The sequence below is a fragment of the Rhizobium grahamii genome, assembly GCF_009498215.1.
In the GTDB taxonomy this organism is placed as follows: Bacteria; Pseudomonadota; Alphaproteobacteria; order Rhizobiales; family Rhizobiaceae; genus Rhizobium; species Rhizobium grahamii_A.
In genome coordinates, this window is sequence record NZ_CP043498.1 from 2,053,731 (window position 1) to 2,068,900 (window position 15,170).

At 60.5% G+C, this 15,170-nt stretch carries 11 protein-coding genes and 1 pseudogene; 7 read left to right on the forward strand and 5 right to left on the reverse strand.

The features are described from left to right. Nucleotides 1–110 precede the first annotated feature (110 nt). Nucleotides 111–1,031 (reverse strand): KPN_02809 family neutral zinc metallopeptidase, encoded by a 921-nt coding sequence (gene ypfJ, locus FZ934_RS10005; protein ID WP_153270948.1) that lies wholly within the window; start codon nucleotides 1,029–1,031, stop codon nucleotides 111–113. A 136-nt stretch (nucleotides 1,032–1,167) separates the two neighbouring features. Further along, entirely contained in the window at nucleotides 1,168–2,265 is a 1,098-nt protein-coding gene (locus tag FZ934_RS10010) for a phosphatase PAP2 family protein (protein ID WP_153270949.1), read from the reverse strand. A gap of 228 nt (nucleotides 2,266–2,493) precedes the next feature. On the opposite strand from FZ934_RS10010, the gene FZ934_RS10015 reads away from it, so the two are divergent. Then, nucleotides 2,494–3,522 carry a zinc-dependent alcohol dehydrogenase family protein gene (locus tag FZ934_RS10015; RefSeq protein ID WP_153270950.1) on the forward strand — a complete coding sequence of 343 codons (1,029 nt, stop codon included), beginning with the start codon at nucleotides 2,494–2,496 and terminating at the stop codon, nucleotides 3,520–3,522. Between the two features lie 171 nt (nucleotides 3,523–3,693). Beyond that, nucleotides 3,694–7,181: pseudogene (carB, locus tag FZ934_RS10020) on the forward strand (carbamoyl-phosphate synthase large subunit). A gap of 48 nt (nucleotides 7,182–7,229) precedes the next feature. Here carB and FZ934_RS10025 read toward each other — a convergent pair. Both FZ934_RS10025 and FZ934_RS10030 read right to left on the reverse strand, forming a co-directional pair. Beyond that, nucleotides 7,230–8,723 (reverse strand): UdgX family uracil-DNA binding protein, encoded by a 1,494-nt coding sequence (locus FZ934_RS10025; RefSeq protein WP_153270951.1) that lies wholly within the window; start codon nucleotides 8,721–8,723, stop codon nucleotides 7,230–7,232. Continuing rightward, nucleotides 8,723–9,955 carry a putative DNA modification/repair radical SAM protein gene (locus tag FZ934_RS10030; RefSeq protein WP_153270952.1) on the reverse strand — a complete coding sequence of 411 codons (1,233 nt, stop codon included), beginning with the start codon at nucleotides 9,953–9,955 and terminating at the stop codon, nucleotides 8,723–8,725. The genes FZ934_RS10025 and FZ934_RS10030 overlap by 1 nt, the downstream gene beginning before the upstream one ends. A 215-nt stretch (nucleotides 9,956–10,170) precedes the next feature. Between FZ934_RS10030 and greA the strand changes: the two genes are divergently transcribed. Together greA and FZ934_RS10040 are read left to right on the forward strand one after the other, a co-directional pair. Continuing rightward, the gene (gene greA, locus FZ934_RS10035; protein WP_113361856.1) at nucleotides 10,171–10,647 is read left to right on the forward strand and encodes a transcription elongation factor GreA; all 477 of its coding nucleotides are present in this window, start codon (nucleotides 10,171–10,173) and stop codon (nucleotides 10,645–10,647) included. Nucleotides 10,648–10,677: 30 nt separating this feature from the next. Then, nucleotides 10,678–11,739: a glycosyltransferase family 4 protein gene (locus tag FZ934_RS10040; protein WP_194273799.1), complete on the forward strand. Its 1,062-nt coding sequence runs from the start codon at nucleotides 10,678–10,680 to the stop codon at nucleotides 11,737–11,739. Nucleotides 11,740–11,744: 5 nt separating this feature from the next. Here the strand turns inward: FZ934_RS10040 and FZ934_RS10045 are convergent, their stop codons facing one another. Beyond that, entirely contained in the window at nucleotides 11,745–12,212 is a 468-nt protein-coding gene (locus FZ934_RS10045) for an Lrp/AsnC family transcriptional regulator (protein WP_113361854.1), read from the reverse strand. Between the two features lie 232 nt (nucleotides 12,213–12,444). Between FZ934_RS10045 and trxB the strand changes: the two genes are divergently transcribed. The 3 genes from trxB to FZ934_RS10060 all read left to right on the forward strand — a co-directional run bounded on the left by trxB (nucleotide 12,445) and on the right by FZ934_RS10060 (nucleotide 15,170). Continuing rightward, on the forward strand, nucleotides 12,445–13,419 hold the full coding sequence (trxB, locus tag FZ934_RS10050; RefSeq protein WP_153270954.1) for a thioredoxin-disulfide reductase: 975 nt from the start codon (nucleotides 12,445–12,447) through the stop codon (nucleotides 13,417–13,419). Between the two features lie 23 nt (nucleotides 13,420–13,442). After that, a complete protein-coding gene (locus tag FZ934_RS10055) occupies nucleotides 13,443–14,339 on the forward strand; it encodes a LysR family transcriptional regulator VtlR (protein ID WP_113361852.1) in 897 nt (298 codons plus the stop codon). A 537-nt stretch (nucleotides 14,340–14,876) separates the two neighbouring features. Further along, the gene (locus FZ934_RS10060; protein WP_113361880.1) at nucleotides 14,877–15,170 is read left to right on the forward strand and encodes an ArsR/SmtB family transcription factor; all 294 of its coding nucleotides are present in this window, start codon (nucleotides 14,877–14,879) and stop codon (nucleotides 15,168–15,170) included.

The window sequence follows — 15,170 nt, forward strand, 5'->3', positions numbered from 1 at the left end:
CAGGAGTAGGACGCCGCCGGCGGGGCGCGCTATCCCGACGTCCAGCTTAGACAGAGGCCAGCGAACAGTAGCAAATCCGATCGGCCTCCCAGACAGAGGCCAATCGTCGCTCAGACGGGACCGGAGAACGTATCGCAGTCCGAAAGCTTGCCGCTGTCGAAGCCGCGCTTGAACCACCGTACGCGCTGTGCCGAGGTTCCGTGATTGAAGCTCTCCGGGACGACGTAACCCTGGCTGCGCTTCTGCAGCGTATCGTCGCCGATCTGCTGAGCGGCATTGAGTGCCTCTTCGAGGTCGCCGGCTTCGAGTATGCCCTTCTGGTCGGTGAACTTGCCCCAGATTCCGGCAAAGCAATCCGCCTGGAGCTCGACCCTGACGGACATCTTGTTGGCATCGGCCTCGCTCATGCGCTGACGCGCTTCATTGAACTTCGGCAAGATGCCGAGCTGGTTCTGGACGTGGTGGCCAACCTCGTGGGCAACGACATAGGCTTCCGCGAAGTCGCCCGACGCACCGAACTGTTTGCTGAGTTGCTGGAAGAAGGCCGTATCGAGATAGACCTTGTGGTCGCTCGGGCAATAAAACGGGCCTGTCGCCGCAGACGCAAAGCCGCAAGCGGACTGGGTCTGGCCGTTGAACAGCACGAGGCGTGGCTCCTCATACTGCCGTCCCATCGACTGGAAGATGCCGTTCCAGGTGTCTTCCGTCTCCGCCAGCACCGTCCGGACGAACGCGGTCATGTCGTCGTTGGCCGGCTGGCGACTGCTGCCGGAATCGCTTTGCTCGTAACCGGAGCCGCCGGTCGACATGCCGCCGTCCATCACCTGAAGCAGATCGATCCCCATCGCCTTGAAGATGAGATAGATCACCACGAGGAAAATGATCGTGCCGATGCTGAGGCCGCCGCCGCGACCACCCATGCCGCCACCGGATGGAAAACTGAAGCCTCCCCCTCGGCCCAATCCGCCGATGGAAGGATCGCCCCGGCGATCCTCGATGTTGTCGGACTGACGCCGGCCTTTCCACTCCATAACGATCCCCTAGAGCTAATCCTCGGTCGCTGTTGGCTCATTTATATATCTCGGCAGACGGGAAATTCCAGCAGCCGAAAGAGGCAAGTCGCAGCGGAGGAGAACGTAAGGGATTAACGGTTCGACGGCATCAAGATCAAGGCGCAAGAATCACGCTATCGGGAGTGCCGGAGAGCGTCGGCCGCCGTTCCATCACGGCCTTGACTCCATAGTGGGCAGCCCCAACCAAAATCAGCGAAGCATAACCATCGACGGCATAGTGCCAGCCAAGGCAGACCGAGCTCAGCATCACAAAGGCTGTGTAGCAGAAAGCCAAGACGCCGAACCTGCGCGACAAGTCGATCGCAAAGAATGCGTTCAGGGCAATCAGCCCGACATGCACGCTTGGAAAAGCAGAGATTCCCGAGCCAAGGCCGGATGTACCCGCTTGGTGCAAAGACCAGAGATAGGTCTGGAAGCTATGGGCCAGCAAAGGGCCATCGGGTGAGGAAAGAAAAGCCTGAAGTGCGGCGAAGCGTTCATGATCGCCGGTCGCCGCACCGTAAAATGCCGGCCCGGCCGACATGAAGAAACCTGCCAGGATGTTGCCGCAGAAGACCCAGACGAACATGAACATGCTGATGTATCGGACGCGGATCGAGGCCGCGCGAGGCGATGTCGCCACGAAGAAAAGCGTTCCGAAGCAGAGGATGAACCAGAGGATGCTGTAGTTCCAGTCCATGATCCCGACCACTCCGATCGATTGAAGAATCTTCGAAGGATCCGAACCGAAGGACAGCAAAGCGTCGGCATTGGCGAGCATATGGTCATAGACGAAGCCGCCACGAAGAATTGGCAGCAGGTTCTTGATCGACGTGAACGTTCCCTGAAAGATCATCAGCGCCATCAGCAGAGCCATACCGGAAAACAGATGCGCCAGGCGCTGTGGCGAAAACGTCTTGCGCGCGACCAGCGCCCGCTTCCCCTCAAAACGAAAGATGACCCATGCATAATCGACGACGACTGCCGTCAGCGGCATGAAGATGAGAAACAGGAAGGTCCACTGGTCGAAGTAGAGTGAGAAGGACATCACCTCGGCGTGACCGGTGGCGGTGATCAACAGGACAGAGCCAAGGAAATAGAATGCAACGGCAAAGTAAAGCCATGCGTCCGCCCTTGCGCGGATCATCAAATGCGACAGCAACTCGGAAGCCCAGATTTTTACATCCCTGGGTTTTTCATCGACTTGAAACATTGCCGACCCACGCCCTCGACAACAGACCGACCTCTTAAAGTCTGCACCCGAATAGAAAGCACCCTATTTATTAATTTTCCTCGACCGGCATGAGTAAAAACGTCGTGTTGCGGAGTATTTTATAGTCTTCCACAAGAGCAGGCTGAGCCGCTTCCTGTGGCTCACTCGCTTGACGAGACATCCGCAATCGGGCCTCCTTGGATCGATAAGTCTGGGGAGGAGACAGGGATGAAGGCCGTACGTCTAGAAGCGACCGGAAAACTTGCCCTGCGCGACGTGGAGCGGCCTGAACCGGGCGTCGGTGAGTTGCTGGTTCGCGTTGAAGCCTGCGGCATCTGCGGAACCGATCGCCATCTCTTTCATGGCGAGTTCCCCTCCAAGCCGCCCGTCACGCTCGGTCACGAATTCACCGGCATCATCGAGAAGATCGGGAACGGCGTCAGTGGCTTTCACGAGGGCATGCGCATCACCGGCGACCCGAATATCGCCTGCGGCCGCTGCCCCGAATGCCAGCGCGGTCGCGTCAATCTCTGCCATAACCTTCAGGCGATCGGCATTCACCGCGACGGCGGCTTTGCCGAGTATGTCTGTATCCCCCAACAGCAGGCCTTCGAGCTGCCCGATGCGCTGCCTCCCCTGCACGGCGCGTTTTGCGAGCCGCTGGCCTGTTGCATCCACGGGATAGACCTCGCCGAAATCCGTACTGGTTCTTCCGTCGTCGTGCTCGGCGGCGGCGTGATCGGCCTGCTGGTCGTCCAATTGGCGCGACTGGCAGGGGCGACCACGGTGGTTCTCCTGACCCGCAGCGAGGAGAAGCGTCGGCTCGCCGAGGAGCTTGGAGCGACCGACAGTGCAGATCCCTCCACCGGGGACATTGTCGCACGCCTGACGGCGGTTAACGGCCTGCTGCCCGGCGGCGCCGACGTTGTGATCGAATGCGCCGGCGTTGCCGAAACGATCGAGCAGGCACCCGACCTCGCACGCCGCGGCGGTACGGTCGTGATCCTCGGGGTCATGCCGCAAGGGGTGAAGGTCGCGGTCGAACCGTTCGATCTCCTGTTTCGCGAGATCAAGTTGATCAGCTCGTTTATCAATCCTTTCACGCACCGGCGGGCCGCCGATCTCATTGCGTCGGGCACCATCAAGGTCGAACCACTGATCTCCCGCCGAATCGGCCTCGAGGAGGCCGTCGAAGCCATCTCCAACCCCGCCCGAAAAGGCGAGATCAGGGCGCTTGTGGTGCCGGGTATCGGCTAGGCTCCGGCAAGAGCCGCCAATTCCTGTCGATTCCGTAATTTATGGGGTTCCGTTTACAAATACATTTGCCTATAAGCCGCTTCTAGCCTGAAAAGACCATCATATGCGCGACCCGGCCGGTGCCTCCCACCCTGGCCGGCTTTCTGCGCAGCTAGGAAACGGAAAACGCCCATGCCGAAGCGCCAAGATATCAAATCGATCCTCATCATCGGCGCAGGACCGATCGTCATTGGCCAGGCATGTGAATTCGACTACTCCGGCACCCAGGCCTGCAAGGCGCTGAAGGAGGAAGGCTACCGCGTCATCCTCGTCAACTCCAACCCGGCAACGATCATGACCGACCCGGGGCTGGCCGACGCCACCTACGTCGAGCCGATCACCCCCGAAGTCGTCGCCAAGATCATCGCCAAGGAGCGCCCCGACGCGCTGCTCCCGACCATGGGGGCCAGACCGCGCTCAACACGGCGCTCTCCCTGAAGCGCATGGGCGTGCTCGACCGCTACAATGTGGAGATGATCGGCGCCAAGCCGGCCGCCATCGACAAGGCCGAAGACCGCGCCCTCTTTCGCGAGGCGATGGAAAAGATCGGCCTGGAAACACCGCGCTCGATGCTCGCCAACGCCACCGACATCAAGGATGCCGACCGCAAGACGCATGAAGCCGAGCGCAACAAGCTGAAGGAAAGCCTCTCCGGCGCCGAACTCGACAAGGCGCTCGATGAACTGGAGAACCAGTGGAACCTCGGCGAGACCGACCGCAAGCAGCGTTATATCAGCCACGCCATGGCGATTGCCGCCCAGGCGATCGACGTCGTCGGCCTGCCCGCCATCATCCGCCCCTCCTTCACCATGGGTGGCACCGGCGGCGGCATTGCCTACAACCGCTCGGAGTTCTTCGAGATCATCGGTGGCGGCCTCGACGCCTCGCCGACCACGGAAGTCCTGATCGAGGAATCGGTTCTCGGCTGGAAGGAATATGAAATGGAAGTCGTCCGCGACAAGGCGGACAACTGCATCATCATCTGCTCGATCGAAAACATCGACCCGATGGGCGTCCACACGGGCGATTCCATCACCGTCGCGCCGGCGCTGACGCTGACCGACAAGGAATACCAGATGATGCGCAACGCCTCGATCGCGGTGCTGCGCGAGATCGGCGTCGAGACCGGCGGCTCGAACGTTCAGTTCGCCGTCAACCCGAAGGACGGCCGCCTCGTTGTCATCGAGATGAACCCGCGCGTCTCGCGCTCGTCGGCTCTGGCATCCAAGGCCACCGGCTTCCCGATCGCCAAGGTCGCGGCCAAGCTCGCCGTCGGCTACACGCTCGACGAACTCGACAACGACATCACCGGCGGCGCCACCCCTGCCTCCTTCGAGCCGTCGATCGACTACGTCGTCACCAAGATCCCGCGTTTCGCCTTCGAGAAGTTCCCGGGCGCCTCGCCGGTCCTGACCACCGCCATGAAGTCGGTAGGCGAAGTCATGGCGATCGGCCGCACCTTCGCGGAATCGCTGCAGAAGGCGCTGCGTGGCCTCGAAACCGGCCTGACCGGCCTCGACGAAATCGAAATCCCCGGCGTCGAGGAAGGCGAATCCAGCCAGAACGCCATCCGCGCCGCGATCGGCACGCCGACCCCGGATCGCCTGCGCATGGTCGCCCAGGCGCTACGCCAGGGCATGAGCCCGGAAGAAGTCCACGAAGGCTGCAAGATCGACCCGTGGTTCATCGCCCAGTTCAAGGCGATCGTCGACATGGAAGCCCGCATCCGCGAGCATGGCCTGCCTGCAGATGCCGCGAACCTGCGTAAGCTGAAGGCAATGGGCTTCTCCGACGCCCGCCTCGCCACGCTGACCGGCAAGCGCCCGAAGGAAGTTGCCGAGCTTCGCAACAGCCTGAACGTCCGCCCGGTCTTCAAGCGCATCGACACCTGCGCCGCCGAGTTCGCCTCGCCGACCGCCTACATGTACTCGACCTACGAAACGCCTTTCGTCGGTGAACTGCGCTCCGAAGCCGAAGTCTCCGCCGCCAAGAAGGTCGTCATCCTCGGCGGCGGTCCGAACCGTATCGGCCAGGGCATCGAGTTCGACTATTGCTGCTGCCATGCCGCATTCGCTCTGCGCGACGCCGGCTATGAAGCCATCATGATCAACTGCAACCCGGAAACGGTCTCGACCGACTACGACACCTCCGATCGCCTCTACTTCGAGCCGCTGACGGCTGAAGACGTGATCGAAATCCTGCGCGCGGAGCAGGAAAAGGGCGAAGTCGTTGGCGTCATCGTGCAGTTCGGCGGCCAAACCCCGCTGAAGCTCGCCGAAGCGCTGGAAAAGAACGGCATCCCGATCCTCGGCACCGCGCCCGATATGATCGACCTCGCCGAAGACCGCGACCGCTTCCAGAAGCTGCTGATCAAGCTCGACCTGACGCAGCCGAACAACGGCATCGCCTACTCGGTCGAACAGGCCCGCCTGGTCGCCACCGAAATCGGCTTCCCGCTGGTCGTGCGCCCGTCCTACGTTCTCGGCGGCCGCGCCATGCAGATCATCCATTCCGAAGGCCAGCTGCAGACTTACCTGCTGGACACGGTTCCGGAACTGGTGCCTGAGGACATCAAGCAGCGCTACCCGAACGACAAGACCGGCCAGATCAACACCCTGCTCGGCAAGAACCCGCTGCTTTTCGACAGCTACCTGTCGAACGCCATCGAAGTCGACGTCGACTGCCTCTCTGACGGCAACGACGCCTTCATCGCCGGCATCATGGAGCATATCGAGGAAGCCGGCATTCACTCCGGTGACTCGGCCTGCTCGCTGCCGCCGCGCACGCTGTCAGCAGAGATGATCGACGAGCTTGAGCGCCAGGCGAAGTCGATGGCCAAGGCCCTCAACGTCGTCGGCCTGATGAACGTCCAGTTCGCCATCAAGGACGGCACCGTCTACGTGCTCGAAGTGAACCCGCGCGCCTCGCGTACTGTTCCCTTCGTCGCCAAAACCATTGGCGCGCCGATCGCCAAGATCGCCGCCCGCGCCATGGCCGGCGAAAAGCTCGACCCGTTGTTTGCGGCCTACGGCGAGAAGCCGGATCCGCGCAACCTCAAGCACATCGCCGTCAAGGAAGCTGTCTTCCCGTTCGCCCGCTTCCCCGGCGTCGACACGCTGCTCGGCCCGGAAATGCGCTCGACCGGCGAAGTCATCGGCCTCGACACCGACTTCGCGCTGGCTTTCGCCAAGTCCCAGCTCGGCGCCAGCGTCGAACTGCCGCGTGACGGAACGGTCTTCGTTTCGGTCCGCGACGCCGACAAGCCGCGCGTCCTGCCGGCGATCCGCGTTCTCGTCGGCGAAGGCTTCAAGGTTCTCGCAACCGGCGGCACCCAGCGCTTCCTCGCCGAAAACGGCATCGAGGCCACGAAGATCAACAAGGTTCTCGAAGGTCGTCCCCATATCGAAGACGCGATCCGCAACCGTCAGGTCCAGCTGGTGATCAACACGACGGATGGCAACAAGGCGATCTCCGACTCGAAGTCGCTCCGCCGCGCCACGCTGATGCAGAAGGTGCCGTACTACACGACGATGGCCGGCGCCGAGGCAGCTGCCCAGGCAATCAAGGCGCTCCGCGCCGGAAACCTCGAAGTCCGCCCGCTGCAGAGCTACTTCGCCTAATCCTCATCAATGATGGCAACCCGCCGTGTCGCGGGTTGCCATCATCGCTCATCGAGCAATCGATGCGATTGAATCTCCTTGCGAGATCGATTCAATAAGCCTCTGAATTTTCAGCATATCCTGAAGGAACCGATCCGTTTCCTCCGCTTTTTTGGCGGGATCCGGCAGGCGCAGCAGATAGGACGGATGCACCGTCGTAAACAGCACGCGGCCATCCGGGGTCGCAAGCGCCTCGCCCCTGATATCCGAGAAACGAAATTTTCCGTCGGCCAATGACGCAACCGCTGTTGCCCCCATCGCGACAACAAGCTTTGGAGCGATCAGCTCCAGTTCCTGCTCGAGCCACCAACGACAATATTTCACCTCGCCCATGTTCGGCCGCTGGTGGATGCGTCGTTTGCCTCGAGGTTCGTACTTGAAGTGTTTCACCGCATTGGTGACGTAGATTGTCGATCGCGCGATGCCCGCGTGAACCAATGCCTGATCAAAAACCGAGCCCGCCGGGCCGACGAAAGGTCGTCCAGCCAGATCTTCCTGATCGCCCGGTTGCTCGCCGACGAAAACCGCCACGGCATCGCGCGGCCCCTCACCGAACACCGTTTGTGTCGCCGGGCCATGCAGCGGACAGCGGGTGCAGGTCGCGGCTGCCTCTCGAAGCGACTCCCATGTTCCGGCCTCCGCCACAGGCAAGCCGGGCGCATTTCGGGCCGCCTCCTGCAGACGCTCGTGGAACGGCAGCGGACGGGTTGCCTCCCGCTTCGCCATTGCCAGTACCTGGCTCTCTGCATTTGCGATCAGACCGGGAATGAGGTCCGCTTCGGGCAGATTCTTCCAGTATTTCTTCGGCATCTCTGCCTGCATCGCCTTCACCTTCAAACGCGCCGGATTGAAGATATTGGCGTAGTAGGTGCGCCAAAGTTCATCGGCTGCATCGGAAAGGTCAGGCTTTTCGCAGGAGTCATCGCCAATTGTCAGCGTCTTGCCATCCCAGCCCGCCGAGCCTTTCGGTGTTAGGATGATCCAGTCCATATCGTTGAAGCGCCTCTGAAAGAACGAGGCCTTGCGTCCGACGATGTAGTGGTCCGGTTCGAACCAGGCGAGAAACTTGCGCCGACCATTCACCGAAATCCCGCTGCCGACCTCCTTGAACCGAACGAACGCCGTCATCTTGTGTGCGTCGCGCCGAACGCTTTTCTCCATCAGGCGTGCGCGCACCACGTCTTCGTCCGAAGGCTGTTCCAGAAGCCGTCGGTCGGCCTGCAAGCGAACGAGAAGCCGGTAAAGCAACATGAAGCGCGCCGGATCACTATGGCAGATGACAGCGTTGGCCAATTCGATAAAGGCCGGCGGCACCGTCAATGGCGCCGCGTCCGGCGACGACGCAGGAAGCGGCATTTCGCCGTCATGTCGAAAAAGCCCGCCATCCTCCGCTTCCGCGTGCCACTCGACCTCCTCGGAGGCCACGCCGGCGATGGCCAAGGCGCGGGCCGCAACCCGCCATTCCTCCAGATCCCCTCGCCCGCGCAACGTTATGTGTCGCATCACAGCAACCTCAACTGCTCCGGCTGCGGCTCGAACATCTGGCGAAGATCGGGCCGATCGATCAGTCGCCGCGGCGACCAGTCTTCGACAATGATGAATGCCTGCACCTTCTTGATCGAAACCCCGAGACGCGAAAGGTCATCCATTCGCAATCGGCGGAAGCGTCTCGCCGACAGCAGGGATTTCACCGTCTTCGTTCCAAAACCCGGAACCCGAAGCAGCCTCTCCCGATCAGCCTTGTTGATATCGACCGGGAACTCGCCTCGATGGCGAAGCGCCCAGGAGAGCTTCGGATCCAGATCAAGGTCGAGCATCCCGTCGGTCTCAGACGAGGTGATCTCATCGATACCGAAGCCGTAGAAGCGATAAAGCCAATCGGCCTGGTACAGTCGATGCTCGCGCATCAAGGGCGGCTTGATGAGCGGCAAGGTGCTGGACGAGTCGGGGATAGGGCTGAAGGCCGAATAGTAGACGCGGCGCAGGCCATAGCTTCCGTAGAGATTGGCGCTGCAGCCGAGGATGGCGGCGTCGTTGGCGCCATCAGCACCGACAATCATCTGCGTGCTCTGTCCCGCCGGTACAAACCGCTTGCGACGCTTTGTCTGCAATGTCGGCTCACCCGCCGCCTCTATCTTCAGGCGGAGATCAGCCATCGAGCGACGGATTTCGGACGGCTTCTTTTCCGGCGCAAGCCGCGCGACGCCGGCATCGGTGGGGAGTTCGATATTCAGCGAGAGCCGGTCGGCATAGAGCCCCGCCTCTTCAATCAGCTGCGGCGAGGCCTCGGGGATGGCCTTGAGATGGATATAGCCGCGAAAATTATGCGTTACCCGCAATTCCCGCGCGATCCTGACGAGCTGCTCCATCGTATAGTCCGACGACCGGATGATCCCCGACGAGAGGAACAGGCCCTCGATATAGTTGCGACGATAGAATTCCAGCACGAGCCAGACGACTTCTTCCGGCGTAAAGCGTGCGCGCTCCACGTTGCTCGACGAGCGATTGACGCAGTACGCACAGTCATAGATGCAGAAATTGGTCAGCAGGATCTTGAGCAGGGAAATACACCGCCCATCGGGTGCGTAAGCGTGGCAGATGCCGGATCCTTCCGTCGAGCCAAGGCCGCCGGATGCTCCCGAATCGCGCTTCGTTGTCCCGCTTGAGGCGCAGGAAGCATCATACTTTGCAGCATCGGAAAGAATGGCCAGTCGTTCTTTGAGTGACTTTCTCATCCTTTTGTTCACTATATGTTCCAACGATAAAAGTCAAGATTGTCGGGCGTGGCCGGCACTCACGGCTGGCGATACGAATTTTATGGAAATTCGCGGGGGCGATCTGCTATAACCCAGCTAATCAGAATTGTTGCACGGTTCCGAAGTTTCCTCTTCGGGACCTGTTTTCTTTTGTGTCTGCGGCTAAGCGGATACGGGGAGTGAAGGACAGAAAAATGGTTGATAAGGTACCGATGACGCAGGGTGGTTTCGTCAAGCTGCAGGAAGAACTGCGCTGGCGTCAGCAGGAAGAGCGCCCACGAATCATCGAGGCGATCGCCGAAGCTCGTGCCCACGGTGACCTTTCCGAAAACGCCGAGTACCATGCCGCCAAGGAAGCGCAGAGCCACAACGAAGGCCGGATCGCCGAACTGGAAGATCTGACAGCTCGCGCCGAAGTCATCGACCTCTCGAAAATGTCCGGCAGCACGATCAAGTTCGGCGCCAAGGTGAAGCTGGTCGACGAGGACACCGAGGAAGAAAAGACCTACCAGATTGTCGGCGATCAGGAAGCTGACGTGAAGCAGGGCCGCATCTCCATCTCCTCCCCGATCGCCCGCGCGCTGATCGGCAAGGAAGTCGGCGATTCCATCGAAGTGAATGCGCCTGGGGGCTCCAAGGCCTACGAAGTGCTGTCCATCAGCTGGGGCTGACGGACTGTGGCGGACCGCGGCCAAACCGCAATCGTCGACGTCAAGGACGTCGAGGTCATAGCGCCGAACTTCAAGAAGCGCCTGTCGGGCGTTACCTCCACCATCATTCAGCTGGTCCCCATTCAGCGCAACCTTGGACAAAAGGTTGCGGCCCTGGGGCCCGGCCTGCCCGGCCGCTTGCCGCATATCCGCTTTTCCGACCTGACGCGCCTGTGGCGACCGCCTGAAGGAAAGCCGTTCCGCATCTGGCATGCGCGCCGCAACATCGAGATGTTGCCGGCGATCATCCTGCGCGATCTGCTGAGAATGCCGCTCAAGATCGTTTTCACCTCGGCTTCGCAGCGCAAGCATAGCGGCTGGACGAAGTGGCTGATTTCCCGAATGGACGCGGTCATCGCGACCAGCGGCAAGACCGCCGGCTATCTCGAGGTGCCGAGCAATGTCGTGCTGCATGGGATCGATACGCATCGCTTTGCGCCGGCAGCCGACAAGGCCGCTGCCAGGCGCGCCTGCGGGCTCGACGAGACCAAGAAGACCGTCGGCTGTTTCGGTCGCGTTCGACACCAGAAGGGCACCGATCTCTTCGTCGAAAGCATGATCCGCCTGCTTCCCGACCGCCCCGATTGGAACGCGATCATTGCCGGGCGGGCAACGCCGCAGCACATCAGCTTCGAAAACGACCTGAAACAGCGTGTCGCGGCAGCCGGCCTTTCCGATCGCATCCTCTTCGTCGGAGAGCACACCAATATCGACGACTGGTACAAGGCGTTGGATCTTTTCATCGCGCCACAGCGCTGGGAAGGCTTTGGCCTGACGCCGCTGGAAGCCATGTCGACAGCCGTGCCTGTCGTCGCAACCGATGTCGGCGCCTTTCCGGAACTGCTGGTCACCGGCCCAGGGGAAACCGGCATCATCATCGCGCGCGACAATATCGACGCCATGGTCGACGCTGCTGCCCAGTTGATGGACGATACGGCAAGACGCGACGCGGCGGCGGACCATGCACGCGCACATTCGCTTCAGTCGTTCAGCATCGATGGTGAAGCGCAGAAACTCGGCGCGGTCTATAACCGGCTATTCTCAGCAGCCTGATCCGCTCAGACTTCAACCAGACCCAGCCGCTTGACCTGACGGATCGTCAGCATGGTGCGAACCGTGTCGACGTGCTCATTGGCTGTCAGCACTTCGATGACGAAATCCTGGAAGCGCGTCAGGTTCTCGGCGACGCAATGAAGCAGGAAATCGCTGTCGCCGGACACCATCCATGCCTGCCGGACCAGCGGCCATTCGGCTGTGGCGGCGGCGAAGGCCTTGAGATTGGCTTCGGACTGGTGCTTGAGACCGACCATGCAGAACGCCACCAGATCGAAGCCGAGCTTCGGGCTGTTCAGCATGGCGTGATAGCCTTCGATAATCCCCGATTCCTCGAGCTTTCGAACGCGACGCAGGCACGGTGGCGCGGATATACCGACCCTGTCGGCCAACTCGACATTGGTCATGCGACCGTCGACCTGCAGTTCACGCAGTATCTTGATGTCGATGGCGTCGAGTTCAGCGCGGACCAAGCGAGTGCCTTTCTTTAATTTGCTCTGGGCAGCTTCTATATAAAGCAACGCAATACGCAAGAATGTTTCCCCAGTATGACGGAATCTTGCATATCCAAACCGGAATGCCTTGTTGGTAACGCAAGGCTGCCCTTGAATAAAAGCATTGGACGTTCATAAATGGCGAATGGATCGCGAAACGGCCGCATTCGCCTTTTAGCCGCCGCCTCCTGACAGTTGAAAGGAAATATCTATGTCCGCCCGCCACACAAAGGTGCTCATCATCGGCTCCGGGCCTGCCGGTTACACGGCTGCCGTCTATGCGGCTCGCGCAATGCTGAAGCCCGTGCTGATCGCCGGCATGGAGCAAGGCGGACAGCTGATGATCACCACCGACGTGGAGAACTATCCGGGCTTTGCAGATCCGATCCAGGGCCCGTGGCTGATGGATCAGATGCTGCAGCAGGCCAAGCATGTCGGCGCAGAGATCGTCAACGACATCGTGACGGAAGTGGACATGAACCAGCGTCCTTTCGTTGCCCATACGGACAGCGGACAGGTCTGGACGGCTGACACGTTGATCATCGCGACCGGCGCCAAGGCCAAGTGGCTTGGCATCGAAAGCGAGCAGCATTTCCAGGGCTTCGGCGTCTCGGCCTGCGCCACCTGCGATGGCTTCTTCTATCGCAACAAGGACGTGATCGTCGTCGGCGGCGGCAACAGCGCCGTCGAGGAAGCACTTTACCTTTCCAATATCGCGAAGTCGGTCACCGTCGTGCATCGCCGCGACAGCTTCCGTTCGGAAAAGATCCTGCAGGAGCGCCTGTTCTCCAAGGAGAACATCAAGGTGCTGTGGAACACGGAAGTTGCGGAAATCACCGGGGCGGCGGCCAAGCCGCCGATGCCGCCGTCCGTCAGTGGCGCGCGCCTGCGCGACACCCGTACCGGCGCCATCACCGAGGTCGCTGTCGATGGCGTCTTCGTCGCGATCGGCCACGCGCCCGCCACCGAACTTTTCAAGGGCAAGCTGAAGCTCAAGGATAACGGCTATCTCTGGACCGCGCCGGACTCGACCGCGACCAGCCTGGAGGGGGTCTATGCCGCTGGTGACGTGACGGACGATACGTTCCGTCAGGCAATCACCGCTGCCGGCATGGGATGCATGGCCGCCCTGGAAGCCGAACGTTATCTGACGGGCCATATGCCCGTCGCCGTTGCCGCGGAGTAGGATCGGCCATGAGGGGTGGGGGAATGCCATTGGATTGGGACAAGCTGCGTATTTTTCACGCAGCTGCCGAAGCGGGCTCGTTTACGCATGCGGCCGACAAGCTGCATCTGTCTCAATCCGCCATCAGCCGCCAGGTCAGCGCTCTTGAGCAGGATGTCGGCACCAAGCTGTTCCACCGCCATGCCCGCGGCCTGATCCTGACAGAACAGGGCGAGCTGCTTTATCGCACCGCGCACGACGTTCTCCTGAAGCTCGAAACGGTGAAGATGCAACTCACCGAGACGACGGAAACGCCGACCGGCAAGCTGCGTGTCACGACGACCGTCGGCCTTGGCCAGGGCTGGCTGACGGACAAGATCCAGGAGTTCATGCAGCTCTACCCTGACGTCCAGATCCAGCTGATCCTCGACAACGAGGAAGTGGACGTGAACATGCGCTACGCCGATTGCGCCATACGGCTTCGCCAGCCGGTGCAATCGGACCTGATTCAGCGCAAGCTGTTCACCGTGCACATGCACGTCTATGCGGCCCCCTCCTACATCAACAGGCACGGGGAACCGCAGACGGTGGAGGATCTCGACAACCACCGCATCATCACTTTCGGCGAACCGGCACCGAACTATCTCCTCGACGTCAACTGGCTGGAGGTCGCCGGACGCTCGTCCGACAACAAGCGTATTCCGCATCTGCAGATCAACAGCCAGACCTCTATCAAGCGCGCCTGCCTGCTCGGCATGGGCGTCGCCTGCATGCCGGATTACATCGTCGGCCGTGACCCGGGTCTGATTCAGCTACCGATAAACGCCGATGTTCCGTCGTTCGACACCTACTTCTGCTACCCGGATGAAATGAAAAATGCGGCCAAACTCAAGGCCTTCCGGGACTTCATCGTCAGCAAGGCGCGCAACTGGAACTTCTAGTTGCGACATCAAGAAATGCAAGCCGTGCATTTTGCGCATGACTGGCATGCGCAAAATGGGGTTGCCGTTTGCCCAATAAAGCACCATATCGCACTCAGCTGATGCACACGGTGGCTTTTCCTCCCAGTTCCACCGCATTAGCTGTTCCCCTCTGGAGGTTTATACCTTCACACCTATAAGGGCCCCGGCTTTCCGGCGGCCCTCTTTTTTTGCCCTATTTTTTCGCATTGCAGCAAAAAATGCTGCAATGCATAGCAGGCATGCGCAAACAGGCATTGAATTCTGCCTGCCAAAGCATCATATCCCCCTCAGCTGATGCACATGGTGGCTTCTCTCCCAGTGCCACCGCGTTAGCTGTTCCCCTCTGGAGGTTTATTGACCTTCACACCTTAAAGGGCCCCGTTCATTCGGCGGCCCTCTTTTTTTGCTTAAAATTTAACCATGCAAAAATCGACCGTTGCGTCTGTTGCCGGCCTTGAATCGAATTCTGTCTATCCATATATCGCCTTTTATCGATTTATAGTTCGGGAAACGACGATGGATAAGGACGAGATCCTCAAGGCTCTCTCGCATCCGAAGAGGATGGAGATCCTCAATTGGCTGAAGAAGCCGGAGGAGCATTTCACCTCGCAGGAACACCCCCTGGAGATGGGCGTCTGCGCCAGCCAGTTCGAACGCTGCGGCCTGTCCCAATCGACCGTATCCGCCCATCTCGGCACGCTCAGCCGGGCAGATCTCGTAACCACCCGCCGTGTCGGACAATGGATCTTCTACAAACGCAACGAAGAGACCATAGCCGCCTTTTTGAAGCAGCTCTCACAGGATCTCTGA

Excerpts from the sequence above, each read along its gene's own strand:
- FZ934_RS10015 (WP_153270950.1), top strand. The coding sequence starts at position 2,494 with ATGAAGGCCGTACGTCTAGAAGCGACCGGAAAACTTGCCCTGCGCGAC.
- trxB (WP_153270954.1), top strand. The coding sequence starts at position 12,445 with ATGTCCGCCCGCCACACAAAGGTGCTCATCATCGGCTCCGGGCCTGCC.
- FZ934_RS10025 (WP_153270951.1), bottom strand. The coding sequence starts at position 8,723 with ATGCGACACATAACGTTGCGCGGGCGAGGGGATCTGGAGGAATGGCGG.
- greA (WP_113361856.1), top strand. The coding sequence starts at position 10,171 with ATGGTTGATAAGGTACCGATGACGCAGGGTGGTTTCGTCAAGCTGCAG.
- ypfJ (WP_153270948.1), bottom strand. The coding sequence starts at position 1,031 with ATGGAGTGGAAAGGCCGGCGTCAGTCCGACAACATCGAGGATCGCCGG.
- FZ934_RS10055 (WP_113361852.1), top strand. The coding sequence starts at position 13,443 with ATGCCATTGGATTGGGACAAGCTGCGTATTTTTCACGCAGCTGCCGAA.
- FZ934_RS10060 (WP_113361880.1), top strand. The coding sequence starts at position 14,877 with ATGGATAAGGACGAGATCCTCAAGGCTCTCTCGCATCCGAAGAGGATG.
- FZ934_RS10010 (WP_153270949.1), bottom strand. The coding sequence starts at position 2,265 with ATGTTTCAAGTCGATGAAAAACCCAGGGATGTAAAAATCTGGGCTTCC.
- FZ934_RS10030 (WP_153270952.1), bottom strand. The coding sequence starts at position 9,955 with ATGAGAAAGTCACTCAAAGAACGACTGGCCATTCTTTCCGATGCTGCA.